General features: G+C 40.9%; 25 protein-coding genes. 23 read left to right on the forward strand and 2 right to left on the reverse strand.

Annotation, left to right across the window (positions count from 1 at the left end; translation table 11 throughout):
* Nucleotides 1-19: 19 nt before the first annotated feature.
* The 7 genes from E2R51_RS03385 (at nucleotide 20) to E2R51_RS03415 (ending at nucleotide 10,936) form a co-directional block, all read left to right on the forward strand.
* On the forward strand, nucleotides 20-1,165 hold the full coding sequence (locus E2R51_RS03385; RefSeq protein ID WP_133375614.1) for a THUMP domain-containing class I SAM-dependent RNA methyltransferase: 1,146 nt from the start codon (nucleotides 20-22) through the stop codon (nucleotides 1,163-1,165).
* Nucleotides 1,166-1,257: 92 nt separating this feature from the next.
* On the forward strand, nucleotides 1,258-3,186 hold the full coding sequence (locus E2R51_RS03390) for an ATP-dependent DNA helicase (RefSeq protein ID WP_133375615.1): 1,929 nt from the start codon (nucleotides 1,258-1,260) through the stop codon (nucleotides 3,184-3,186).
* A gap of 172 nt (nucleotides 3,187-3,358) precedes the next feature.
* Nucleotides 3,359-4,870 (forward strand): carboxypeptidase M32, encoded by a 1,512-nt coding sequence (locus E2R51_RS03395; RefSeq protein ID WP_133375616.1) that lies wholly within the window; start codon nucleotides 3,359-3,361, stop codon nucleotides 4,868-4,870.
* Between the two features lie 239 nt (nucleotides 4,871-5,109).
* Nucleotides 5,110-8,727, forward strand: a complete 3,618-nt coding sequence (locus E2R51_RS03400; RefSeq protein WP_165967127.1) for a dynamin family protein — start codon at nucleotides 5,110-5,112, stop codon at nucleotides 8,725-8,727.
* 182 nt (nucleotides 8,728-8,909) lie between these two features.
* A complete protein-coding gene (locus E2R51_RS03405; RefSeq protein WP_133375618.1) occupies nucleotides 8,910-9,761 on the forward strand; it encodes a sulfurtransferase in 852 nt (283 codons plus the stop codon).
* A 21-nt stretch (nucleotides 9,762-9,782) separates the two neighbouring features.
* Entirely contained in the window at nucleotides 9,783-10,673 is an 891-nt protein-coding gene (locus E2R51_RS03410) for a 5'-3' exonuclease (RefSeq protein ID WP_133375619.1), read from the forward strand.
* Complete coding sequence (locus E2R51_RS03415; protein ID WP_133375620.1) at nucleotides 10,670-10,936, forward strand: DUF6123 family protein; 267 nt, start codon at nucleotides 10,670-10,672, stop codon at nucleotides 10,934-10,936. The genes E2R51_RS03410 and E2R51_RS03415 overlap by 4 nt, the downstream gene beginning before the upstream one ends.
* Before the next feature lie 24 nt (nucleotides 10,937-10,960).
* Here E2R51_RS03415 and E2R51_RS03420 read toward each other — a convergent pair whose 3' ends face one another.
* Nucleotides 10,961-11,347: a reverse transcriptase-like protein gene (locus E2R51_RS03420; RefSeq protein WP_133375621.1), complete on the reverse strand. Its 387-nt coding sequence runs from the start codon at nucleotides 11,345-11,347 to the stop codon at nucleotides 10,961-10,963.
* Between the two features lie 101 nt (nucleotides 11,348-11,448).
* On the opposite strand from E2R51_RS03420, the gene E2R51_RS03425 reads away from it, so the two are divergent.
* The gene (locus E2R51_RS03425) at nucleotides 11,449-12,102 is read left to right on the forward strand and encodes a reverse transcriptase-like protein (protein WP_165967128.1); all 654 of its coding nucleotides are present in this window, start codon (nucleotides 11,449-11,451) and stop codon (nucleotides 12,100-12,102) included.
* 25 nt (nucleotides 12,103-12,127) lie between these two features.
* On the forward strand, nucleotides 12,128-12,304 hold the full coding sequence (locus E2R51_RS03430) for a zinc-finger domain-containing protein (protein WP_133375623.1): 177 nt from the start codon (nucleotides 12,128-12,130) through the stop codon (nucleotides 12,302-12,304).
* Nucleotides 12,305-12,349: 45 nt separating this feature from the next.
* On the opposite strand, the gene cspD is transcribed toward E2R51_RS03430, so the two are convergent.
* Nucleotides 12,350-12,550, reverse strand: coding sequence for a cold-shock protein CspD (cspD, locus tag E2R51_RS03435; protein WP_133375624.1), 201 nt, complete (start codon nucleotides 12,548-12,550; stop codon nucleotides 12,350-12,352).
* Nucleotides 12,551-12,887: 337 nt separating this feature from the next.
* Here cspD and E2R51_RS03440 point away from each other — a divergent pair, with 337 nt between their 5' ends.
* The 14 genes from E2R51_RS03440 to E2R51_RS03505 all read left to right on the forward strand — a co-directional run bounded on the left by E2R51_RS03440 (nucleotide 12,888) and on the right by E2R51_RS03505 (nucleotide 25,843).
* The gene (locus tag E2R51_RS03440) at nucleotides 12,888-13,823 is read left to right on the forward strand and encodes a metal ABC transporter solute-binding protein, Zn/Mn family (protein WP_133375625.1); all 936 of its coding nucleotides are present in this window, start codon (nucleotides 12,888-12,890) and stop codon (nucleotides 13,821-13,823) included.
* Nucleotides 13,824-13,825: 2 nt separating this feature from the next.
* Nucleotides 13,826-14,581: a metal ABC transporter ATP-binding protein gene (locus E2R51_RS03445; protein WP_133375626.1), complete on the forward strand. Its 756-nt coding sequence runs from the start codon at nucleotides 13,826-13,828 to the stop codon at nucleotides 14,579-14,581.
* Complete coding sequence (locus tag E2R51_RS03450; RefSeq protein ID WP_133375627.1) at nucleotides 14,556-15,455, forward strand: metal ABC transporter permease; 900 nt, start codon at nucleotides 14,556-14,558, stop codon at nucleotides 15,453-15,455. The genes E2R51_RS03445 and E2R51_RS03450 overlap by 26 nt, the downstream gene beginning before the upstream one ends.
* Nucleotides 15,452-16,324, forward strand: coding sequence for a metal ABC transporter permease (locus E2R51_RS03455; RefSeq protein WP_133375628.1), 873 nt, complete (start codon nucleotides 15,452-15,454; stop codon nucleotides 16,322-16,324). The genes E2R51_RS03450 and E2R51_RS03455 overlap by 4 nt, the downstream gene beginning before the upstream one ends.
* Before the next feature lie 87 nt (nucleotides 16,325-16,411).
* A complete protein-coding gene (gene mntR / locus E2R51_RS03460; RefSeq protein WP_133375629.1) occupies nucleotides 16,412-16,831 on the forward strand; it encodes a transcriptional regulator MntR in 420 nt (139 codons plus the stop codon).
* 103 nt (nucleotides 16,832-16,934) lie between these two features.
* Complete coding sequence (locus E2R51_RS03465; RefSeq protein ID WP_133375630.1) at nucleotides 16,935-17,624, forward strand: class I SAM-dependent methyltransferase; 690 nt, start codon at nucleotides 16,935-16,937, stop codon at nucleotides 17,622-17,624.
* 92 nt (nucleotides 17,625-17,716) lie between these two features.
* Nucleotides 17,717-19,402, forward strand: a complete 1,686-nt coding sequence (locus tag E2R51_RS03470; protein WP_133375631.1) for a formate--tetrahydrofolate ligase — start codon at nucleotides 17,717-17,719, stop codon at nucleotides 19,400-19,402.
* 71 nt (nucleotides 19,403-19,473) lie between these two features.
* The gene (locus E2R51_RS03475) at nucleotides 19,474-19,968 is read left to right on the forward strand and encodes a hypothetical protein (RefSeq protein WP_133375632.1); all 495 of its coding nucleotides are present in this window, start codon (nucleotides 19,474-19,476) and stop codon (nucleotides 19,966-19,968) included.
* A gap of 4 nt (nucleotides 19,969-19,972) precedes the next feature.
* Nucleotides 19,973-20,629, forward strand: coding sequence for an HD domain-containing protein (locus E2R51_RS03480; protein WP_133375633.1), 657 nt, complete (start codon nucleotides 19,973-19,975; stop codon nucleotides 20,627-20,629).
* Complete coding sequence (locus E2R51_RS03485) at nucleotides 20,626-22,494, forward strand: ABC-F family ATP-binding cassette domain-containing protein (RefSeq protein ID WP_133375634.1); 1,869 nt, start codon at nucleotides 20,626-20,628, stop codon at nucleotides 22,492-22,494. The genes E2R51_RS03480 and E2R51_RS03485 overlap by 4 nt, the downstream gene beginning before the upstream one ends.
* A 70-nt stretch (nucleotides 22,495-22,564) precedes the next feature.
* The gene (locus tag E2R51_RS03490; protein ID WP_133375635.1) at nucleotides 22,565-23,698 is read left to right on the forward strand and encodes a conserved virulence factor C family protein; all 1,134 of its coding nucleotides are present in this window, start codon (nucleotides 22,565-22,567) and stop codon (nucleotides 23,696-23,698) included.
* Nucleotides 23,699-23,711: 13 nt separating this feature from the next.
* Nucleotides 23,712-24,146 (forward strand): BrxA/BrxB family bacilliredoxin, encoded by a 435-nt coding sequence (locus E2R51_RS03495; RefSeq protein WP_133375636.1) that lies wholly within the window; start codon nucleotides 23,712-23,714, stop codon nucleotides 24,144-24,146.
* Between the two features lie 54 nt (nucleotides 24,147-24,200).
* Entirely contained in the window at nucleotides 24,201-24,977 is a 777-nt protein-coding gene (locus tag E2R51_RS03500; protein ID WP_133375637.1) for a class I SAM-dependent methyltransferase, read from the forward strand.
* A gap of 269 nt (nucleotides 24,978-25,246) precedes the next feature.
* The gene (locus tag E2R51_RS03505) at nucleotides 25,247-25,843 is read left to right on the forward strand and encodes a YpjP family protein (RefSeq protein ID WP_133375638.1); all 597 of its coding nucleotides are present in this window, start codon (nucleotides 25,247-25,249) and stop codon (nucleotides 25,841-25,843) included.
* Nucleotides 25,844-25,902 lie beyond the last annotated feature (59 nt).

The raw sequence follows: 25,902 nt of genomic DNA on the forward strand, positions 1-25,902 counted from the left end.
ATAAAGCTAGGGTGACAAGATGGCAACTTACAAATTGATTGCAACTGCTGCCATGGGCCTTGAGTCCGTCGTGGCGAAAGAAGTACAGCAGCTTGGGTATAAAACAACCGTTGAAAATGGCAAGATTATGTATCAGGGAGACGAAGAAGCGATCGTAAAATCCAATCTGTGGCTCCGTACAGCTGACAGGGTCAAAATTGTGATGGGTGAATTTAAGGTGTACTCTTTTGACCAGCTGTTTGAGCAGACTAAAGCTTTGCCATGGGAATCATTGCTGCCTGTTGATGCAGCATTCCCTGTGTCAGGTAAATCGATTAAATCACAGCTGTATAGTGTGCCTGACTGTCAGGCAATTGTAAAAAAGGCGATTGTTGAAAAGCTGAAAAAAGTTTATAAACGCATGAGCTTTTTAGATGAATCAGGTCCGACTTTTAAGATTGAAGTGGCGATAAGAAACGATATTGCCACGTTAACGATCGACACAAGCGGAGCAGGGCTTCATAAAAGAGGATACCGGGTTGGACAGGGAGAAGCGCCATTAAAAGAAACGATGGCAGCAGCGCTGGTTCAACTTACAAATTGGCGTCCTGATCGACCGTTTCACGATCCTTTTTGCGGTTCTGGCACCATTGCAATTGAAGCTGCGCTTATTGGGCAAAATATTGCGCCGGGTTTTAACCGCGATTTTATTTCTGAAGAATGGCCGGCTATTAAAAAAGAGGTCTGGGATAAAGCGCGTCAGGAAGCTGAAGAAGCGGCCGATTATGATCAGCCGCTTGAAATCTATGCATCGGATATTGATCATAATATGGTGGAAATAGCAAAAGAAAATGCTATTGAAGCTGGTTTAGGCGACATAATCCAGTTTAAACAAATGCAGGTCCGGGATTTTACTGCTTTTAACCACTATGGCGTAATTGTAGGAAATCCTCCATACGGAGAACGGATCGGTGAAGAGGAAGCGGTCGAGACCATGTATAAAGAGATGGGAGAGGCATTTGAAAAATACCCAACCTGGTCTAAATACATCATTACCTCCCATCCGGCATTTGAAAGCTTATATGGAAAACCGGCTACTAAGAAACGAAAATTGTTCAACGGATTTATACGCACAGATTATTACCAATACTGGGGAACCAGACCGCCAAGAAATGTGCAAAGTTAATTACTGAAGGAAGCGGAAAGGCATGGCATAGACTTTTGCATGCCTTTCTTCCTGTTTACCCATCGAGATTTTAAAGAAAGGGGTAGGTGCAGTTGTCTACCAAATCATTGCCTTTTCCATTAACAGGAGACCAATCCTTCTATGAAGCGCTGGGAGATTGGATTGGAGATGTATTTTACGATATTTTGCCTGAAAAGGGGCTGGAGCTGCGTGATGAGCAGATTTTTATGGCATTCCAGCTCGAACAGGCATTTAAAAAGAAATCAATCATGTTTGCTGAAGCGGGGGTAGGAACAGGCAAGACCCTTGCGTACCTGTTATATTCCATTTGCTTTGCACGCTATACTGGAAAACCGGCGATTATTGCCTGCTCTGATGAAACGTTAATTGAACAACTAGTAAAAAAAACAGGAGATATCCATAAAATTGAAGAGCTTCTGGACCTGCCGGTTGACGTTAGGCTTGCAAAATCAAGAGAACAATATTTGTGTCTTCAAAAATTAGATAGAACCACATCGAAAAGTAATGATGAAGCTTTTGATGACGTATATGAACAGATCCCTGAATTTGTATACGGCAAGGGTTCCATGACATCCTTTTATCCGTATGGTGACCGAAAAGAATTTCCATACCTCGATGATGATCAATGGAAGCAGATAAATTATGATCCCCTTCAGGATTGTTTATCCTGTGATGTACGTCACCGTTGCGGACAAACGTTAAACCGCGAACACTACCGTGCAGCGGGTGATTTAATTATCTGTTCTCATGATTTTTATATGGAGCATATTTGGACAAAAGAAGCTCGAAAAAGAGAAGGGCAGCTGCCGCTTCTTCCAGAAGCGAGCGCAGTGATCTTTGACGAAGGTCACTTGCTTGAATTTGCGGCTCAAAAAGCTTTAACCTATCGGACCTCCTTATCTAACCTGGCAGTCATCCTGGATAAATTAACGAGCAATGATATTCGGGAAAAAACACTTTACCTGGTCGATCGCATTATTGAACAGCATGATGAATGGTTTGCTTCCATCAGCAAGCATGCAGACCATGAAAGCACGGCAGAACGACGTGGGATCGAACGACATCCCGAGGTTATACGCAATTCAAAAATAGTTAAGGCAAGCATTGACCAGCTGCTTGAAGAATTGGTATTTGAATCAGAACTCTACGTCATTAATGAATATGACCTTAAAATTGTAGAAGAATATCTGGAACAAGTCTTGTTTTCTCTGAAATTATTTATTGAAGATGATGGGGCAATCATTTGGCTGGAAGAATCAGGACAGGATGAAACGCTCGTTATTATGCCTAGACTGGTGGAAGATATTTTGAGAGAAGAAGTATTCTCAAAGAAAATTCCTTATATCTTCTCCTCCGCAACGTTGTCAGTAAAAGAAGATTTTTCTTATTTGGCCAATAGCTTGGGGATTGATCATAATGATGCTTTTAGTGTTGAGTCCCCATTTAATTATGAAGAAACGATGGATGTGACCATTCATTTAATGGATGAATTTGAAAAGGGCGAAAAGCAAATCGAATTGCTGCAACGTCACCCTGCCGGCAGTCTTATTTTATTTAATTCAAAAGAAGATCAGGATCTTTATCGTTTTGGGAGTTCACATGAACTGGAGGGGCAGACTTCCATGTACTTTGAAGGGGATGAAGAAATAAGCACGCTGGTAGAAAAATTCCAGCATGATACTTATAGCATCCTTGCTTCACACCACCTTTGGGAAGGCCTTGATGTACCGGGGGAAAGCTTAAGTCAGGTGATCATTGACAGCCTGCCATTTCCGCCGCAGGATCCGGTATTTGAAGCAAAACGAAAGTATGTACTTGATCCGGTTCAAGAAGTAGATTTACCATACATGCTGCTAAGACTGCAGCAGGGGATCGGCCGTTTAATCAGGACTTCTTCAGATAGAGGATCTATCCATATTTTTCTAAGCGAAGAAGATCAAAAGTGGCTCAACGAGATCACAAAGATATTGCCAGTTCGGCCCAGGATTCTGCAGCCTTAAAAAGCCGGGTCATAATACGGACAGTTCAATAGTAAGTTAGAATCTACCATGTTAGAGGGCGGTATAATGCCCTCTTTTTTTTTGAAGATTTTTTCAGGTTTGCTAATTGATACCCTTTTTTCTGAAAAGTGTGATAAAATAATCCGGTATGATATACAGGGGGGATTTCAGGATGTCAGAATCAGTCAAGCAGCTGGAAAAAGAGTTTATTACATATGTAAATAAAATGACGGCTTACGAAGAAGCATTAGGATTAATTTATTGGGATTTGCGCACAGGAGCTCCAAAAAAAGCAGTAAGTCAGCGTTCTCAAGTCATCGGCACTTTATCATCTGAATTATTTAATCTATCTACTTCAGATGAGATGGCATCGTTTGTAGCAGGTTTGTCTGCCCATAAAGATGAGCTGGATGACATAACAGTAAAGACGCTGGAGGAATGCAAGAAAGATTATGAAAGAAATAAGAAAATACCTGCAGATGAATACCGTGAATATGTAATATTGCAGTCGAAAGCAGAAAGTGTATGGGAAGAAGCGAGGGAAAAATCAGATTTTTTAATGTTCCAGCCTTATCTTGAAAAGCTGGTTGAAACAAATAAGCGGTTTGTAGAATATTGGGGCTACGAAGGAAATCCGTATAATACGTTATTGGATTTGTTTGAACCCGGTGTAACAGTCGATGTTCTGGATAAGGTCTTTTCTCAGGTAAGGGAGGCGGTCGTTCCTCTGGTGAAGAAAATACAGAATTCTCCAAATCATCCTGATACAGCATTTATTTATTCTCACTTTCCAGTGGAAGCTCAAAAGGCATTCAGTAAAAGTATGCTAAAGGAAATCGGCTATGACTTTGAAGCTGGCCGTCTGGATGAGGCTGTACACCCGTTTGCTACAGGTTTAAATCCTGGTGACGTGCGGATTACGACCCGGTATGATGAAAATGATTTTAGAGGGGCAATTTTTGGAACGATACACGAATGCGGACATGCCCTCTATGAGCAGAACGTCAGTGAAAACTTAGTAGGAACTCCGCTATGCAGAGGCACTTCAATGGGCATTCACGAGTCACAGTCTCTTTTTTATGAAAATTTTGTGGGCAGACATCCGAAATTCTGGGAGCGACATTACGATTTATTAAAGCAGTATTCTACAGGGCAATTCGATAATATACCGGTGAAAGAATTTGTCCGCTCCATTAATGAGTCCAAGCCTTCGTTAATAAGGGTTGAAAGTGATGAGCTGACCTATGCACTGCATATCATGATTCGTTATGAAATTGAAAAAGGCCTGTTTACAGGAGAATTGGAAGTAAAAGATCTTCCGCAAGTATGGAACGATAAATACGATGAGTATTTAGGTGTCCGGCCAGAAAATGATGCTGAAGGGGTTCTTCAAGATGTCCACTGGTCAGGCGGCTCGTTTGGATATTTTCCATCCTATGCGCTTGGGTACATGTATGCGGCCCAGTTTAAACAAGCAATGCTGAAAGATCTTCCTGACTTTGATGAACTCCTTGCTTCAGGAGATCTGACCAAGATAAAAAATTGGATGACTGAGAACATTCATCAATATGGAAAAATGAAAAAACCGCTTGAAATAATTCAGGATACAACGGGTGAAGGGCTTAATGCCCAGTATTTAATTGAATATTTGACAGAAAAATATTCGGCTATTTATTCGTTATAAAACTTTAGCGCAAATGAAAAAGATGTTCTGTTTTGAAAAAGCCTGCAAAAATTCCGTTTTTAAAGATAGTATTTTAACGGGTTATTTGCTGTTGCTGCATTTGGGTGTTGGCTGTCGCGCCGACGCTCTTTTTCTGCTTGTGTTATTCGTTTTAATGCTTATTGTGCTTCTTTTTATAGGATTCCAATACAAAGTTCGATACAATTATGATAAGGAAGTACAAAGGGGATGCCGGTGTCATGGAAAGTTTGTTTAAGCAAGAAAAAGAAAAACTAATGCAGGAATTAGCCCGATTTTGGTCAATATGCAAACAGCATAATGATGAACTGCGGATAAAGAAAGTACATAAGTTAGCATATAAACTATACCAGGAGGAATTGATTGTTGCGTTTTGCGGTCATTTTTCAGCGGGTAAATCAGCCATGATCAATACCTTGATGGGTGAAGCTATACTGCCCTCAAGCCCAATTCCGACCAGTGCAAATCTGGTTGCCATTCATGTAGGCCAGAAAAGAAAAAATATACGAGTAACCCTAGCGGATGAACAAGTGATTGAACTGCTGCCACCGCTGGATCAATCGGTTGTTGGAGAACTTGGCAGAGAAGGCTTAAAAATCAAGAAAATCGATTTATACAGGTCCCGGTCGCTTGTACCTGATGGGGTAACTGTTCTTGATACTCCGGGAATCGATTCTGTGGATGATGCGCATAAGCAATCAACCGAATCTGCTATACACTTGGCTGATCTTATTTTTTATGTGATGGATTATAATCATGTACAGTCCCAGATGAATTTTGAATATGTGCGAAATTTAATTCAGCATAACCGGCCGGTGCATGCCATTATTAATCAAATTGACAAGCATAGAGAAGAGGAGCTGGCTTTTGCTGTTTTTAAACAATCCACAGAGCAGGCATTCGCAGCCTGGAACGCAACGCCGCAATCGTTTCAATACACGAGCTTGAAAAAGATGGACCACCCTTTCAATGAAGTGGAAAACATCCAGTCATACGTTAAATCTATGATGGAAAATCGAAAAAACATTATTATTGAAACAACCAAAAGCTCATTAAACATGTTAAAACATGAGCATCAGCAATACCTGGAAGAAGAACTGTCAGACATGCTGGATACATATGAAGATCTGCTGTCAGCAGATGAATTATTAAACAGAGAAAAGGTTTTTGCAGAAGAAGATTCCATGAAGAATCTGCAGCAGTCCCACTCTGCTGAAGAATGGATTCGGGCTTTTGATGAAAGCAGTAGCAAAATGATTAAAGCCGCCTATTTGATGCCTGCAGAAGTGCGGGATAAAGCAAAGTTATTTCTTGAATCCAATCAGCCTTCATTTAAAGTCGGCCTGCTTTTTTCCGCTAAAAAAACAGAAGAAGAACGATTCAGAAGAACGAATAACTTTGTTGATTCCCTCCAGGAAATCGTCACGCAGCAGCTTGAATGGCATATGAAAAACAGCTGTTATGAGAGTGTGAAGGAAGCTGGAGCAGCCGGGCAGTCATGGTCAGAAGAAATAGAAAAACTATCCGTCCCGGTGACGGAAGAGTTTGTTCAGTCGCATATAAAAAAGGGTGCTGAAGTAAGTGGGGAATCCTTATTAAATTATTGTGAAGATATTTCAAAGTCCTTGCGATCAGCGGCGAAACGAAAAATGGACGCCATGAAAAATATTTTATTAAATGAACTTGAAGATGAAATTGAAGAATATACCTTTCAATCGCAATCCAAATGGACAAATTTAAATAAAAAAGCAAACGCCTTAAGAAATATTGAACTGGCGGAACATCGTATTGAAAGTCTGAAGCAACGGAGGGAAATCGATTCTGAAAGTATAATCAATAATTGGCAGGACGAGTGGGTCTCAAATGATAATAATACCCGTAAGATCACCTGTATAGAGGAGATTATTAATAATCCTCATGACAAGGAATCAGCTCAAAAACAAGCGGTTGAAAGTAAGCCTTATTCTGAGAAACCACAAAATGAGAAGGAAATTATCCATAATTTATCAACGGCTATAGGAGCCCTGGAGAATTTAAACGGATTTCAGCGGCAACGGGATTATTTAACAGAGAGAATTAACAAAATAGAATCCAAGGATTTTACTATTGCTCTTTTTGGTGCTTTCAGTGCAGGAAAATCATCTTTTGCAAATGCATTGTTAGGCAAAAAAGTACTGCCTGTCTCACCAAATCCAACCACTGCTTCCATCAACCGTATCAAGCCCCCTACCCGGGAAAATCCAGATGGAACAGTCCGCGTTCATTTTAAACAGCCAAAAGATCTATTAAGAGATTTAGAATTAATTTTGGAAGAATTCAGCCTTAAACCAGCTTCCCTGGAAGATGCCTACAATATGGTTGCTGAAGCACTGGATAAAAATATTCAGGGCATGAATGCGAAAAAGAGTTTTCTCTCTGCTTTCTGGCATGGATGGCCGGTGTACAAGGAGCATCTCGGGCATAATTTAACAGTCAGTCAACAGGAGTTTGAAGGCTATGTGGCAAATGAAAATCAATCGTGTTTTGTGGAATCGATTGATTATTACTTAGTATCCCCACTTTCAGCTGAAGGCGTTACCATCGTCGATACCCCTGGTGCTGACTCTATTAACGCAAGACATACCGATGTATCATTTAATTATATAAGAAATGCTGATGCCATCTTATTTGTTACTTACTACAATCACGCTTTTGCACGCGCAGACCGGGAATTTTTAATTCAGCTGGGGCGTGTAAAAGAAAGCTTCGAGATGGACAAAATGTTCTTTGTGGTAAATGCCGCGGACCTGGCGCGTGATGAATCGGAAAAAAAGGAAGTTCTTTCGTATATAAAAGAGCAGCTCGTTTCATTTGGCATTCGATTTCCGCGAATTTATGGCGTCTCCAGCCTACAGGCAATAAGTTCGTCTGAGCGTGACGTTAATGAATCGGGTATCATTCCATTTAATAATTCTTTCCAAAAGTTTCTAAAAAATGATCTCCAGGGAGTCGCTTTGCAGGCAGCAAAAACTGATACAATAGCAGTAGTCAAAAGACTTGAAAGTTTAATTCAAACATCTAAAGAAAGTGAACAGCTCAAAGCAAAAAGAATAGAAAATCTGACCAGAGCGGATGAAGTTTTATCGAAGCAGTTTACAGCTCGTATTTTTGATTCGCTGAACGTAAGGTTTGAGCAGGAACTGGATGAGTTGTTAATTTATATGGAACAGCGGGTGTTCTTCCGCTTCTCTGATTTTTTTAAAGAATCCTTTCATCCATCGCTTTTTTATAATCAGTCAAACAGCAAAGCGCTGCAGGAAGCTGTCGCATTGCTGCTTGAAATGACGGGCTTTGACTTTGCCCAGGAATTGCGTGTAATCAACCACCGCATGGCGCTGTTTTTAGAGAAGCAGTTAAAAGAACAAATTCAGCTTGAATGGGAATCACTTGAACCACTTATCCCGGATGCAATAAAGCCGCCGATGCAGCTGAACGATTTAGAACTGCTTTCATTTGATCCCTGGTTTTCAGACCTGGAGGCGGATTACTTTAAAAACGAGCTTGGGTTATTTAAAAATACCCGGAACTTTTTCGAGAAAAATGAAAAAAGAATAATGAGAGAAGCATTGGAGAAAAAAATACGCAGGGAAGTTTCCGCATTAATGCCCGTAGAAAAGAAGCGCATAATGGAATGGAAGAACAGACAGCTTTCTACAGAAGGAGAAGAGTTGTATACTAAATGGAGGGATGACCTGGCAGAACAAATTGACAGCCAGTTAAAAGCGCTGCAATCATTCGAGGCAGTTGATGATTGGATGGCTGCCTATGAGTCTATAAAAAACAGGAGCATTAATTTATGACTAAAAACTTTCACGCCTGTGCAACATGCATCCATTTTCAAGCGGTTAGGCGGGACAATGGAATGACCTATAGATGCAAGAGATTGGGTTTTGAAACAAAGCCCCAGTATAAATTTGATTGCTGGGTACCGATGGCGCATGTGAAAAAATTAATGGATAAACAATTATAGGGGGTAGTTAAAATGAGGCACACCGTTACAGCAGCATGGCTTGTTGAAAAATTAGATGATCCAAATGTAGTGATAATTGATTGCCGGTTTTCTCTTCAAAACCCTGAACAGGGAAAATCTGATTATGAAGCTTGCCATATACCAGGTGCTGTTTATTTTCATTTGAATAAAGATTTATCAGGAGTGGTCAAAGAGCACGGCGGACGTCATCCGCTTCCTGAAACAAACGATTTTAAGGAAAAAATCCAAGAGGCGGGTGTATCAGATTCTTCCGTTGTTGTTGTCTATGACAATGGTGAAGGGGCTTTTGCTTCACGGGGCTGGTGGCTCATGCGTTATTTTGGACATGAGAATGTTTTCGTTTTAAATGGTGGCATGAAAGAATGGGAGGCGCAAAAGTTTCCTGTAGATAAAGAGCTTCCCCGGCCTGAAAGGGGTAAATTTGATCCCAGTCCACAAAAACATATGATCGCGGATGTGGAGGAAGTTAAAAAAATTGTCGCTGGAAAAACAACTTCGATTTTACTTGATTCCCGTTCCTATGACCGCTATATTGGTCAGAATGAACCCATTGACCGGGTGGCAGGCCATATTCCCGGAGCGATTCATCGCGACTGGGTAAATGGAGTAGAGAAGGGATTTTTCCTGAAAGATGAGGAACAGGCGAACCGCTTTTCAGAATGGGAAAAGGATCGTCCTATTGTTGTTTATTGCGGCAGCGGAGTAACAGCCACTCCAAATATTATTGCGTTGAATCAGGCAGGATTTACAAATGTAAAGTTATACCCTGGCAGCTACAGTGATTGGGTTTCTTACGACGAAAATGAAATTGAACTTGGTGATTCCACTAATTTTGAGAAATAAGGTTATTTGAAAGGAGTAAGTATGCAGCAAAAACACGTATTATTAATTGACGGGATGGCTTTGTTATTCCGCTCATTTTTCGCAACGGCCATTTCAAACCAATTTATGATTAACCGCCATGGAAATCCGACGAATGCGATTCAGGGATTTCTTCGCCACTCACTAACGGCAATTGAGCAGGTAAACCCTACACATGTGGCAGTATGCTGGGATATGGGAAGCAAAACATTTCGCAATGAGGTTTATCAGGACTATAAAGCGAATCGACAAGCTCCCCCCATTGAACTTATCCCGCAGTTTGATCTGGTCAAGGAAATTGCCGCTCATTTTTCATTTACTAATATTGGCGTTTCCGGCTATGAAGCGGATGACTGCATTGGCACCATCGCAAAAGCTGCCGATGACAGCACCAAAGTAAGCATTGTCAGCGGTGACAAGGATTTGCTTCAATTATTAAAAAATAATGTGGAAATTTGGCTAGTAAAAAAAGGATATGGTGAATATGAACGGTTTGACCAATCACGATTTGAAAGTGAGTATGGGATAACACCGGATCAGTTTATTGATGTTAAAGGGCTGATGGGTGATACGAGTGATGGGTATCCGGGTGTGAAAGGAATCGGAGAAAAAACGGCATTTAAATTGATTCAGGAGCACAAAACAATTGACGGCATCTTGGAAAATCTCCACATGCTGACACCGGGACAGAAGAAAAAGATTGAATCGGATCTTGATATGCTGCATCTGTCAAGAAGCCTTGCTGCTATTCATTGCGAAGTTCCTCTGCCGGAGGAATTATATGGTGAGTGGCTGGGTGTGCCCCATTCAGCAAATGAGATCATTGATTTGCATGAATTGAAATCTGTGCATCGCTTTCTGGTAAATTACAATTCAAAAGGGACTTTAATATGAGATCATTGGAAGACTATTTAGCTGATTTAGACTCTAAAGGCTTCAAGCTGAATGATGAAGCCATTGGATTCATCTATTTTGGACGTAAATTTACAGATGCAACCGATGAATTAGTCAAAATTGCGATTGAAATTACATTAAAATCTCAGCAGCGTTTCGATTCAAGTTTTTATATATCGGTATTGGAAGAAATTGTTCAATCTAAATTTACCACCCGAAGAAAAGTACTTAATCATATCCGCGGGAAAGGTATAGCTATCTGAAAAAACCCCTCCAAGGAGGGGTTTTTATGTTAAATGAATCGCTTTTCTTGCTAACTCATCAGCTACTTTATTTTCTTTGCTTGGAATCCATTTAATAAAAAACAGCTCATACTGATCAAGCAGCGGAATCATTTTTGCTAAGTAATGGGCATATTGTTTATTCCGTATATAACGCTTTTCCACTGCCCCAAAAACAGCCTGCGAGTCAGTTTTACAAGAGATGATGCTGGTTTTGTATGGAAGGCAGAGCTGTAAACCGTGCAGAAGAGCCTCGTATTCTGCTTCATGATTATTAAGTTCCCCCAGCGGGATAGCATGCTTTTGAGTATCCCTGCCATTTTTGATAAAGATACCAGCCCCGCTTTTACCTGGATTTCCAGCGCTTGCCCCATCGATAAAAAGTTCAATCAAAATGACACCCCCTGTATTTTTTCATTATAGCCTTACTTGCATAGGGGAACAATATCAGAGTAAAATGAAGGAATAGTAAAATTACAAAAGGGGGATTTCTGGTGGAAGTTCGCATACATTTTCAATATAATCATCCAAAGCTCCCGTCGGTTGGTTTAACATCAGATTGGATGGCAGAAAATGATTCTTTATTGTTTATAAAGGATTTAGAGAAAACAGGAAGAATGAAGGAACTTGAAATAGAAGATGATCTTGGCCAGACCTGGACGTTAAAAGAGTTTAAAAAATTATTGGAAAAAACCGCAGAGGAAAAAACCAATGTCAAAATTGAGTTTGATGGCAGTTTTAACCCCGCGACGCTGGAAGCCGGAATAGGAGTTGTAATCCATTATTCTGAATCAGGCAATCTTATTCGAGTTCGTGAAAATGCCAAGCTGAATGGCATCAACTCAAATAACGAAGCTGAATATGCCGCTTTGTATAAGGGAATGAATCTTTGCGCTGAACTTGGCGTCAGTCATCAAAAAATTAAAATTATCGGTGATTCGCTGGTGGTCATTAACCAGCTTACAGGAGAATGGCCCTGTTATGAACCGGCTTTAAATCAATGGATTGATAAAATTGAATCGATCGGTCAAAAAAATATGCTTGTATTAGACGCAAAAGCTGTAAGAAGGGGAGACAATAAAGAAGCCGATAAATTAGCTTCTCAGGCGCTGGAAGGAATCAGCATAAACAGCAGAAATGAACGGTAAAAACTTTTGAAAGGAGCTGATCTCTATGGAAAGGAAAAAAGTTTTTGATGAGGTGGAGGAATTGTTTGCTACGTATTGCCAACACTGTTTGGTGAAAAAACAGCTCCGAGTAGAAAGAGGAAAAACAAAAGCACACCGGTTTTGCATTCAGGAATGTACCGTGGGCCAAAAAATCAACCAGTACGGCAAACATTTGTCCTGAAAAAAAAGCTGACGGTGTATCGTCAGCTCTTAAATAGTATGAGTTCTAAAGCTTTACTACATTTGCAGCTTGAGGGCCACGGTTGCCTTCAACAATATCAAAAGATACTTCTTGACCTTCCTCGAGTGACTTATAGCCATCTCCCTGGACTGCCGTAAAGTGTACAAAAACATCTTCTCCACCCTCAACTTCAAGAAAACCGTACCCTTTTTCGTTGTTGAACCATTTTACTTTGCCATTTTGCATGTAACATCCTCCTACAACTAAAAAGCACAGTACCGTGCTCAAGCCCCTATATTTATCATCCCAAACAAAAGGGCGGAAAAACAACCCTTTATCGTATGATGTTCTTACTATACAACATAAGGAAAACAGGCGTCAAGATTGTGATTGAATTTTCAAATTATTAAAAAGTGTGTGTGTGAACGAAAAATCTTGACAAACGACAACGAAAAATTTAAAGTTGCACTAAGGAAACTTTTGTACCCAGGGTGAATACTTTGTTGTATAGTCAATAAAATTTTTGCAAAAAAAGTTGCCTCAGTGCAAAAAATAAAGCAATGGCCAAAAGGAGTGTTTGAAAATGAAAAAGCTTTTATTAGCTGTAATGCTGTTTGTATTTGGCGGAATAATATCAGGCTGTGCTGATGCCAATGAAACCGATAGTAAAAAGCCATTACAGGTAGTTGCCACCACATCTCAAATAGGAGATTCGGTTCAGCAAATCGGGGGGGAAAACATTGAGGTAACCTCACTGATGGGGCCGGGGGTAGACCCTCATACCTATCAAGCCACACAAAATGATATTCAAACGCTGCAAAATGCCGATATCGTATTTTATAACGGGCTGCACCTTGAAGGGAAAATGGATGAAATTTTTGAACAGATTTCAGCAACAAAACCTGTACTTGCATTAGGAGAAGCGATTCCAGAAGAAAAGTTACTAAAAGATCCTGATAATCCGGGAGTGGTAGATCCGCATATTTGGTTCGATATAAATCTGTGGAAAGAATCACTGGATAAAGCAGCAAATGAACTGGTAAAGCTGATGCCGGAAGATGAAGAAGAAATCCTAAGTCAAAAAGAGACATATTTTACTGAATTAGATACATTACTAGAGGAGTCAAACGATCAAATGGAAAGCATTGATCAACAGCAGAGAGTGTTGGTTACAGCACATGATGCGTTCGGTTACTTTGGCAGACTTTTTGATACCGAGGTAATTGGTTTACAGGGTTTAAGCACGGAAGATGAATTAGGGATAAGAGATATTCAGGACACCATTGATCTTCTGGTAGAAAGAAATATTCCATCTGTTTTTATCGAAAGCAGCATTAGTGACCGTTCCATTCAGGCTGTGATTCAGGGATCTGAAGAGTCAGGGCAGAAGGTCGAACTTGGAGGAGAGCTGTATTCAGATGCTATGGGCAAAGAGGGTACAGTGGAAGGCACGTATATTGGCATGTATAAACACAATGTAAAAACGATTGTCGATGCTCTAAAAAAGGAGGCTGAATAAAAATGTCTGTTTTAACCGTTCAGAATCTTTCTTCTGCCTATGAGAAAAAGCTTGTTTTGGATTCACTTACATTTTCAGTCAACGAAGGAACATTGACAGGAATTGTAGGTCCGAATGGTGCAGGGAAATCCACGATGATAAAAGCCATTTTGGGACTGCAGCCTAAAATTTCAGGATCAATTGAATTTTTTAATGGCAATGAGAAAAAAATTAACCAGCGGGTAGGGTATGTGCCGCAGCGGGGGGCAGTTGACTGGGATTTTCCAACCAATGTATTGGATGTTGTGACGATGGGTCTGTACGGCCAAATCGGCTGGCTTCGTTTTCCAAATAAAAAGCATCGTCAATTAGCCCTGGAGGCATTAGAAAAAGTAAGCATGTCAGACTTTGCCCACAGACAAATCAGCCAGCTGTCAGGCGGACAGCAGCAAAGAGTGTTTTTGGCAAGAGCACTGGTTCAGGATGCAGACCTGTACTTTATGGATGAACCCTTTGCAGGAGTGGACGCTAAAACGGAAAAAACCATTATTTCGGTGTTGAAAGAACTGATAGATTTAGGGAAGACGGTGATGGTGGTCCATCACGATCTGCAGACCGTGCCTTATTATTTTGATCATGTTTTACTTCTTAATAAAGAGCTTATTGCGCATGGACCTACTAATGAAACATTTACGCCATCTTATTTAGCTCAAACCTATGGCGGTGCGATTCAATGGCTGGGGAGGGACAACAATGACCGGTCTTTTGTCCAGCAGTAATTTTCAGTGGGTGCTGACTTCGGCTGTTCTGCTCGGAATGGCAGCCGGTATGGTTGGAACAATGGCCAACCTGCGTAAACAGGGATTAATGAGTGACGCTATTTCTCATGCTGCTTTGCCGGGAGTTATTTTGGCTTTTTTAATCAGCGGGGAAAAGCAGCTGCCGGTTTTAATTACCGGAGCAGCCATTAGCGGGCTGATAGCAGCTTTTTTTATACAATCCATTAAACGCACAACCAGAATTAAAGAAGATGCAGCAATGGGGATTATTCTTTCGGTTTTCTTTGGAGGAGGCATTATGCTGCTGTCTATTGCAAACCGGGTCGGAGGAGGTTCCCAGAGCGGGCTGGACCGTTTTATATTCGGTCAGGCTGCTTCCATGGTAAGAATGGATGCGTATATTATGGGTGCACTTGCAGTGGTTGTAATGCTGCTGATATTTGTTTCCTTTAAAGAATGGAAAGTTGTTTTATTTGATCCAAGACATGCAAAGATGATGGGTATTCCCGTCCGTTTATATTCTTCTCTTTATACCTTATTACTCGTTTTAGTTATCGTAATAGGCATTCAGGCAGTCGGCGTAATCTTAATGGCAGCAATGTTAATTATCCCTGCGATAAGTTCCAGATACTGGACCCACTCGCTCTTCACTGTGTTTGTGCTTTCTGCTGTTTTTGGAGGTGTTTCGGGGGGGATCGGAACTTTAATAAGTTCGTCAGGCTCCAATTTGCCGACAGGTCCTTTTATTGTTGTCACAAGTTCACTTATTTTTTTACTATCACTTTTCTTCGGTACAAAGAAGGGGCTGCTGTTTCGAGGAGAAAAGCTCCATGCTAACCGAAGGTATTTAAAGCAAGGGGGTGATCACAAGTGAGTTATGCCGGATGGATTTTACTTACAGGGGCGCTTGTTGGAATCAGTTGTGGATTAACTGGTGTGCTGCTGATTTTAAGAAAGATGGCGATGATGGCGGATGCGATAAGCCACACAGTTTTGCTGGGGATCGTGGCAGCGTATCTTGTAAGTTCATCGCTTGATGGCGGAAGCATGCTGATAGGTGCCATGCTGGCCGGTTTGCTCACAGCATGGCTGGTACAGTGGTTTGAGTCGAGCGGGATCAATACTGATGCAGCAATTGGTGTTGTCTTTACCACACTATTTTCCATTGGTGTTATTTTAATATCCACCAGTGTCGGAAATGTTCATCTGGATGTAAATCATGCGTTAATGGGGGAAATATCTTTTATCCCATGGAATGTCATTGAATTGCCTTTGATCGGACCGGTGCCGTCGGCAACACTGCTGCTTCTGATTGTGACAATCATTGTAGCTCTGGTTATTTTACTGTTTTTTAAAGAATGGAAAATAACGACCTTTGATCCTGCACTTGCTGCAAGCCTGGGATTCCCGGTATTGCTGATGCATTATGTTTTTATGACGCTGGTTTCTGTTACGACTGTCGCAGCCTTTGATGCAGTTGGAGCGATTATGGTAGTTGCAATGCTCATTACGCCCGCAGCTTCCGCGAATCTTTGGACCGACCGTTTGTCTCATATGTTTCTGTTAAGTGCCTTATTCGGGGTCGCTTCAAGTAGTATGGGGTATGTGGTTGCCATATGGCTGAATACATCAATATCCGGTTCAATGGCTTTTTCGACCGGCCTGATCTTTCTGATCAGTTACTTTTTTGCTCCAAAACATGGGCAAATAGCGAAACGCGTATATAAAACAAATGAAATTTAGTTCCACCGAGTTGTATCCATGTGATCCTTATAGTAAACTTTCTATTGATCACGTCTTTTTTCGGAGATGAATGAGGAGGAACCCCACATGCCAACACCCAGCATGGAGGATTATATTGAACAAATTTATTTATTAATAGATAACAAAGGGTATGCCCGCGTATCTGATATAGCAGAAGCATTGTCTGTACACCCTTCCTCCGTTACGAAAATGGTACAAAAATTAGATAAAGATGAATATCTAGTATATGAGAAGTACAGAGGGCTTGTATTAACTAAAAAAGGATCTAAAATTGGAAAAAGGCTTGTTTACCGTCATGAGCTGCTGGAACAATTTCTGAAAATTATTGGTGTTAAAAATGAAAATATTTATGAGGATGTTGAAGGTATTGAGCATCATTTAAGCTGGAATTCCATTGACCGGATTGGAGATTTGGTTCAAATGTTCGAAAATCGTCCTGACCTGGTTGAGGAACTGAGAAAACTGCAGGAAAAAGAAGACTTATAGCCCCCCGTCGCTGCTGCGGGAGGTTTTTTAGTCGTGGCTTCATTTTTTAGAGGGAATTACATAATTAATGGCTGAAGACGTAAAATAGAAGGGTCGGTGCTATATGGTTGATTCCTGGGAAAGTAAATCTTTGCATGACTGGAATAACAGAGCGGCTGACTGGCATAAAAAAAGCAGTCATATGTGGACAGAGGGAAGCAGAAAAGATGTTGTTCCGCTCGTTACAAAGCATCTTGAACGCCAGGGAGCGATCCTGGACTTCGGCTGCGGGGATGGCACAGGTTCATTAATGCTTTCAAATTGTGGTTACCGCGTTACTGGTATTGATATATCTGAAGAAATGATCCGATACGCAAAAATAAAGAAAAGTAATTCGGCTCAGGCTGTATTTCAAACAGGCGGCCTGGACGATCTTCAAGTGGAAGAAGAATCCTTTGATGCTGTGATGTGCATTAATTCGCTGGAATGGACCGAAAACCCGTTTGAAGAATTAGTCAAACTCAATCGGCTTGTAAAAAAAGGCGGCAAGATTTTTTGCGCTATACTGGGGCCTGCTGCCGGACCAAGAGCCAACAGCTTTGGTCGGCTGATCGGTGATAATGTAATATGCAATACAATGATGCCCTGGGAATTTACCGGTCTGGCTAAGAAGCTGAACTGGATCTATGTAGAGGAGCATTATGTGTTTAAAGATCAGGTGTATCACCATTCAGTGAATGATGCCGTACGCTTATTACCGAAACAGTTGAAGCAATCCCTGTCTTTTTTCACATTTTTTGTGTATCAAAAATAGCTTTCTTACCGAAAAAAGAAGAAATTTGAAGATAAAATTACCACGATTTTCATGATATGATTGATCTAGTAAAAGAACAGTGGAGGGACGTCATGACAACGAATAAAGCAGTACCATCTGATATTGAAATTGCTCAGCAATCATCTATGGAACCTATTACAGCCATTGCAGGCGGCATTGGGCTTTCAGAGAATGACCTTGAACATTACGGCAAGTATAAAGCCAAAATCAGTTTTGAGGCGATCGACCGGGTAAAAACGTCACAAGAAGGTAAACTGATTCTAGTCACTTCCATTAATCCTACTCCAGCTGGAGAAGGCAAATCAACCGTAACAGTTGGACTTGGAGATGCATTACGGCAATTAGGGAAAAATGCCATGATTGCCATGAGGGAGCCATCTTTGGGACCGGTTATGGGAGTTAAAGGCGGAGCCACGGGAGGCGGATTTGCCCAGGTGTTGCCAATGGAAGACATAAATCTGCACTTTACTGGAGATATTCATGCAATTACAACTGCCAATAATGCGCTATCTGCCATTATTGATAATCATATCCACCAGGGGAACGAATTAAAAATTGATCCAAGAAGACTTATATGGAAGCGGGTCATGGATATAAATGACCGTGCCCTAAGAAATATTATTATCGGGCTTGGCGGTCCGGTTCAGGGTGTTCCAAGAGAAGAAGGCTTTGATATCACTGTAGCATCAGAAATCATGGCAGTTCTTTGCCTTTCCACAGACTTGGAAGACTTAAAAAGAAGGCTTTCGCTGATGGTAATTGGCTATACATACGACAGAGAACCTGTCTCAGTAGGAGAACTTCAGGTTGAAGGAGCATTGACATTATTATTGAAGGATGCATTGAAGCCTAATCTGGTGCAGACCATTGAACAAACCCCTGCATTAGTGCACGGGGGCCCTTTTGCGAATATAGCACATGGTTGCAATTCTGCTATGGCAACAAAAACGGCACTTAAGCTTGCTGATTATGTAGTTACTGAAGCTGGGTTTGGAGCAGATCTAGGCGCAGAAAAGTTCTTGAATATTAAAACACGTGCGATCAAAAAACATCCTGACGCCGTCGTGATCGTAGCAACGATCCGTGCCTTGAAAATGCATGGTGGACAGCCAAAGCAGGACCTTAAAAATGAACATTTACCAGCTTTGGAAAATGGGCTGGAAAATTTAAAAAAACATATTGAAACCGTTCAATCGTTTAATCTTCCACATGTAGTCGCCATCAATCGTTTTAGCACTGATTCACAGGCGGAGATTGAACTGCTTCAAAACTGGTGCGATATGCAGCAAACACCTTATGGTTTAACAGAGGTATGGGAAAAAGGCGGATCAGGCGGTCAGGATTTGGCCAGGGAAGTGTTAAAAGCGGTAGATTCAGGCAATCATTTTAAACCGCTTTACTCTTTAAATGATTCTCTGACAGATAAAATCAAAAACATCGCAACAAATGTGTACGGAGCTAAAAATATCGTTTTATCTTCAAAAGCAGAAAAACAGCTTGAACAGTTTGAAAAATTCGGATGGGGAAAAATGCCCGTTTGTATGGCCAAAACACAATATTCACTTTCAGATGATGCGGCTTTATTGGGCAGACCGACTGATTTTACAATTCATATAAGAGAGGTTTATCCAAAAATCGGTGCAGGTTTTATTGTTGCACTCGCAGGCAATGTCATGACAATGCCCGGGCTTCCTAAAAAACCTGCTGCGTTAAATATGAATGTATCTCCAGACGGGAAAGCGACAGGTCTCTTTTAAACATTAGGATGCATGCGGTTATCAAGTCATGTGATAGAATGGATAAAACCACTTAAAAGAAGGTGTTATGGTTGTTTGATCCGACCGCATTTGATAATTTAAAGACAGTGCTTGAAGGAACCATTTACGATCGGGATCTGGATGGCACTATTTCCATAACCAATAGAAGCGACTATGTAGATATTGCTACGTTAAGCAGATCCTATTCCATTTCTTTTCACACAGCAAATAAAGAGATTGAAGCGGAAATGAGCTTGAAATCAGATTTAAAGAAACTTGCAGTCGAACTGCTGCCCGGTCAGGAAGAAAATGAGTTTGCGGGTTCCATTATCTCGATCATTTTTCGCAAGAAAGGGTCGTCGTGGGACGTAAAAGAATTGAACATCTTTAATGAGCAGTGGGGAAAAGAGCGATGTTATGAATTACGGACCATCTCCTCAAATCTTCATCCTACTTATTGTGAAATGATTATTCAATTTGACCGTACGATTACAGAGGATATGCTGAGCGATGTAGAAGAAATGGTTTATTTTACGATAGAAACCACTGATTTGTTAGGGGTTTAAATACATGAATACATTTACACTGAATCATATCCATTTGGCAGAGGCCTATGCCCGCCCTTTTTTCGAGCGCGATCATTCAGGACATGACTGGGACCACATCCAGCGTGTTAGGAGGACCGCTCTTTTTCTTTGCCAAGAGGAAAAATGCGAAAATCTTTATGGTGTGGACCTTATTGCCCTGCTTCACGATGCAGGAGACCCAAAGCTTCATAACACGATCAGCCAGGCAGATGATGCGTTAAAAAAAATTGTCAGCAGGTTGGACCTCTCAGCGGATGCCGGGCATTTTCTGATCGATTCGATTAAAGCAGTTTCATTTAACGGAGGGCATGAGAAAAAACTGACGGGAATTGAAGCGGCTATTGTAAGAGACGCTGACCGGCTCGATGCCATTGGTGCAATCGGAATTGCAAGAGCTTTTGCGTATGGGGGCAGTAGGGGATCAAAACTATATGATGAAGAAATTAACATACGCCATTCGATGACTGAACATGAATACCGTACGAATCAGTCAACATCGATCCATCATTTTTATGAGAAACTATTTAAATTAAAAGATAGAATGATAACAGAATCAGGCAAAAAACTTGCCGAAGATCGCCATCGATACATGGAGGGCTTTGTTAAACAATTTTTAAAAGAATGGAAGGGAAATATATGAAGCAATTTGCAGTTGATCAAATTGAGAAATCGTATGGAGAAAAAACACTCTTTCATGATTTGTCATTTACCATAGCAGGTCATGAGCGGATAGGTCTTATTGGGGTAAATGGAACAGGGAAATCAAGTTTACTCCGATTAATAGCCGGCCTTGACGGTGTCGATTCAGGAAGATTTGATCATCCAAATGACTATATTGTGCGTTACTTGCCGCAGGAGCCCATTCTGGATGAATCTCTTTCCGTCCTTGATGCCGTGTTTCAAAGCGATGCGCCAGTTATCCGCCATATGAGAGAATATGAGCGTGTTATGGCTGAATATGAAAATAATCCCCAATCAGAAAAAATCCAGCAGCGATTTATGGAGATACAGCAGGAAATGGATAAAGCAGACGCATGGGATGCAAATTCTCAGGCAAAAACTGTGCTGTCCAAACTAGGGATTCAAGATGTCACAGCTGTTATCGGAACACTTTCAGGAGGCCAGAAAAAGAGAGTTGCACTCGCTCAGGTACTGATTGAAACTCCCGATTTACTCCTGCTTGACGAGCCGACCAACCACCTTGATTATGAAGCAATTGTATGGCTTGAGGAATTTCTAAAACGCTATCAGGGAGCAGTAATCGTAGTTTCCCATGATCGATATTTTCTGGATCAGGTTTCTACACGAATGATTGAAATTGACCGCGGCAGGGCATTTTCTTATAAAGGCAATTATCAGGCGTTTATTGAGGCAAAAGCACAACGCGAAGAAGATGAAAATCAATCGATGCAAAAGATGCAAAATCTATATAAAAATGAGCTTGCTTGGATGCGCAAAGGGGCTAAAGCAAGAACGACAAAGCAAAAAGCCCGTATTCAGCGTTTTGAAACGATTGAAAACGAGGTTGAAAAAAATTCAGCAAAAGATCAAATGTCAGTTGGCATGACATCAAGCAGGCTGGGAAAACAAGTTGTTGAACTTAATGATATAGCTAAGTCTTTTGGCGGCAAAATATTATTTAAGGAAGTAGATTTGCTGATACAGCAAGGAGCGCGCTACGGAATCGTCGGCAGAAATGGCACAGGGAAATCAACCTTGCTTAATATCATTGCTCAAAAACTAAAACCAGATACTGGCGAAGTGGTGATTGGCCAGACGGTGAAAATGGCTTATTTTTCACAGGAAATAATCGATATGAATGTCAATATGCGAATGATTGAGTATATTCGCGAAGGAGCGGAAATCATTGAAACAGAAGACGGGACTGCATCAGCAGCCCAAATGCTTGAGCGATTCCTTTTCCCTCCGTCTGCCCACGGCACACCTATATATAAGCTTTCCGGGGGAGAAAAAAGAAGGCTATATTTACTGAGACTGCTCATGGAAAAACCTAATGTGTTATTGCTTGATGAGCCGACGAATGATTTGGATACTGAAACGCTGACGGTGCTTGAACAATTTATTGAAGAATTTCAGGGAGTTGTCATTACGGTTTCCCATGACCGGTATTTTCTTGATAAAATAGCAGAACATTTGATTGTTATGACCGGGACAGGAAAGGTTAAAATCCTTCAAATGGACTATTCCAGCTATTTAAAAGAGCAAAATGAACAAAAAAAGCAGGCGGAACCAGCAAAAAAACCCCTCCAGGAACCACTGGAGAAAAAGAAAAAGCTTTCGTATATGGAAAAAAGGGAATGGGATGAGATTGATGATCATATTGCAGCTCTTGAGAAGCATATAGAAAAGCTGGAACAGGATCTTCAAACGATTGGCAGCGATTTTGAAAAAGCAGAGCGGATTATGGAAGAGCAGCAGAAGAGTAATGACCAGCTTGAAAAACTAATTGAGCGCTGGAGTTATTTATCTGATCTAGCGGAATAAGTCAGTCTTTTTTAAACAAACCGCTTGATATGATACACTAAATTAAAATGACGGAGAAAGGAGTGTTTTTTTGAAAATCGTATCCATTGAACCGACCCCAAGCCCGAATACAATGAAAGTTATTGTGGATCAAGCGCTTCCAGGGGGGAAAAGCAATAATTATAAACGCGATGAGGCAGAACAGGCGCCTGCTAAGATAAAAGATATTTTGTTAATTGAGGGTGTTAAAGGCGTTTACCATGTTGCTGATTTTTTAGCAGTGGAACGCCATCCGAAAATGGATTGGCAAAGCATTCTTCCCCGTGTACGTGAAATTTTTGGAGAAGATTTGGAAGAAGAGAATGACAGTCCTAAAATAGATGAACACTTTGGTGAAGTTCAGGTTCAAATACTTCAATTTAAAGGAATTCCTATTCAGGTAAAACTGCTTGATGGAAACGAGGAAAAGAGATACGGTCTTCCGGATTATTTTGCACAGGCAATGGAAGAGGCGCAGCTTGAAGGAGAAAATGTGGTATTGCTTCGAAAATGGAAAGATTATGGAGTGAGATATGGCGAGCTTGATCAAATTGCCAAAGAAGTAATGGATGAATTACTGGCATCTTATCCTTCAAGCAGAGTGCAAAGCATCGTGACAGCTGCCAGGGAAGCTGGAATAAAAGAAGAACCTGTAAGAAAAGAATTAAAAGAAGTTACAGTATCCATGCTTAAAGCGGCAGAAAACTGGCAGGAAAGATACATGCTTCTAGAACAGATGCCTGAACCTACCATTGATGATCTGCCGATGCTTAATGAAGCTCTAGCGGATGAAAAACCTTCGATTCGAAGACTGGCTGTCGTTTACTTAGGCATGATTGAAGATGAACGGGTGCTTCCTTCACTTTATACAGGCCTGAAAGACAAAACGGTTACAGTAAGGCGTACAGCGGGCGATTGCTTGTCAGATCTCGGTTTTGCTCAGGCAGAAGATGCGATGATTGAGGCATTGTCAGACAAAAATAAACTTGTACGCTGGAGAGCGGCAATGTTTCTGTATGAATCAGGCACAAAAAAATCACTTCCTATGCTGCAGAAAACGGTTCAAGATCCCGAGTTTGAAGTGAAACTTCAAGCGATGATGGCGATTGAACGGATTGAAGGCGGCGAAGAGGCTAAAGGCTCAGTGTGGAAGCAAATGACAGAAGCTAGACAACAAGGATTATAGGAGGAATAAACAGATGTCAATGGCTTATGAAGAATATATGAAACAGCTGGTCAAACCAATGAGACAGGAACTAACGCAGGCGGGGTTTAAAGAATTAAGGACTGAAGAGGATGTTCAGTCATTTATGTCACAAGTGTCTGGAACTTCGCTGGTTGTAATCAATTCAGTATGCGGCTGCGCGGCAGGGCTTGCCCGTCCGGCAGTAACACAGGCATTAATTACGCATGAAAAAGAACCCGATCACCTTGTAACAGTGTTTGCGGGTCAGGACAAGGATGCGACACAGAAGATGAGAAGCTTCATGACTGGATACGAACCATCTTCACCTTCGATTGCGCTGTTGAAAGACAATCAGGTTGTTCATTTTATACCGCGCGAGGAAATCGAAGATCATGCAGTGGAAGAAATCGTAGCCAATTTAAAAGGCGCGATGGATCAGCACTGCTAAGGTACCTTAACCGGTGCCTTTTTTTAGTCTGTCATCAGCGAGGGAGGGTGGCATATGATTATAACCACTGCAGGAAGACCATCTGAAAAAAGCAATATAATGGCGATTGCGGTTGCTAAGGAATTAAATGCCCAATTTATAAAACGAAATAAAAAATCCATAAACAAAATGTATGAAACATATCAGCAACCCATAATTGTGATAACCGAGAACCGGTACGAATATTATTTTTCCGCGGATTCAGAACCATTCTTTTTTCATCCAAATTCAAGCGCATTTCGCGCTAAAAGAATGCTTGGCGGTGAAAAGGACCCATTAATAAGTGCTGCGCAGTTTCAGAAAGGTGATTCTTTTTTAGACTGTACAGCTGGTATGGGCTCTGACGCGATTATTGCTTCACTTGCTGCAGGAGCAGAAGGAAGAGTAATTGGAATTGAGTGTAACCCGGTTGTGGCTTACCTTGTTCAGAACGGCTTAAGAAGCTGGAAATCAGAAATAAAACCAATGGAAGATGCGATGAAAAGAATTAATATTTATGCGATGGATCATCTTGAATATTTAAAAATGCAGCCGGATCAGTCATTTGATGTTATTTATTTTGATCCAATGTTTACAGAATCAGTTCTTTCATCCTCGGGAATTAACCATTTAAGGCCCCATGCCGCCTACTCGACAACCTCATTGGAGCTTGCGGTAAATGAGGCGAAAAGAGTCGGCAGAAAAAGGATTGTATTAAAGGATTATTTCAGATCACACAGGTTTAAGGAATTCGGATTTACGCAAATGATAAGACCTTCCTCAAAACAGCATTATGGATTTATTGAATTATAGGATAAACAAAAAAACAAACCGCTCAAGCAGCGGTTTGTTTTTTTGATCAAACTATTCAGCGAACTGTACATACACGAAATATGCGAGCATTAATAAAAAACCAATGCCGATCATTGTACTTTCCATGGTTTGCCCTCCTAACCAATCAAATCCAAATAGGTTTGTTTAGCAGTAAAAAAGTTTCAATTTTTTCGAAACCTTTAGCAGTTCTCTTCGTATTCAAGTATAATGTATGAAAGACTAATCAGACAAGAAGGGATTTGCCACTTATGCCAAACTGGTTGAAAAAATCACTCGTTGTTCTTATTTCGATCATAACTTTCGGAATGGTTACGCCTCAGGATCTGCTCGCCGACCAGCCAAAAAACGACAGTCAATCGACTAAGTCATTTTCATCTTTGCCAAGTGACTATATTGAGACAACAGAAGTTATTACAGTTGTATCAAAAGACGAAGTAATTGAACAATTAATGGATGAGGCTCAAAAGATTACTGGAGCGAAAATTGGAGATCGCCTCATGCCAAGAATTCAACGGGAATTTCAGGGTGCTATTCTTCCGAAAATGGAAGAGGCAATTACAGAAATGGTCAATACATACGATGATGGCGAATACAAGGATTTAATGATTTCTCCTGCTATAGGGAAGGGTGACGGAGAACGGATTTTTCACATCATGGACGCTGACACCGGAAAAGATGTTTTGTGTTTTCATGTGAGAAGAGACCATCCTCCGCTTGAAGGGTACTCATTTAATTTTCATTATCATACCCATTCAGATGAGTTTGAATCCCATCATATGCTGGCCAATGTGTACTGGGGAAAAGACACACCAGCCAAATTTGGATCAAATAAAAACCTCCACTAATGACGAACTCCTGATAATCATCAGGAGTTATTTTTATCCTTTGCGATTCTTTATTATCT

The organism is Jeotgalibacillus sp. S-D1, from assembly GCF_004358665.1.
In the GTDB taxonomy this organism is placed as follows: domain Bacteria; phylum Bacillota; class Bacilli; order Bacillales; family Jeotgalibacillaceae; genus Jeotgalibacillus.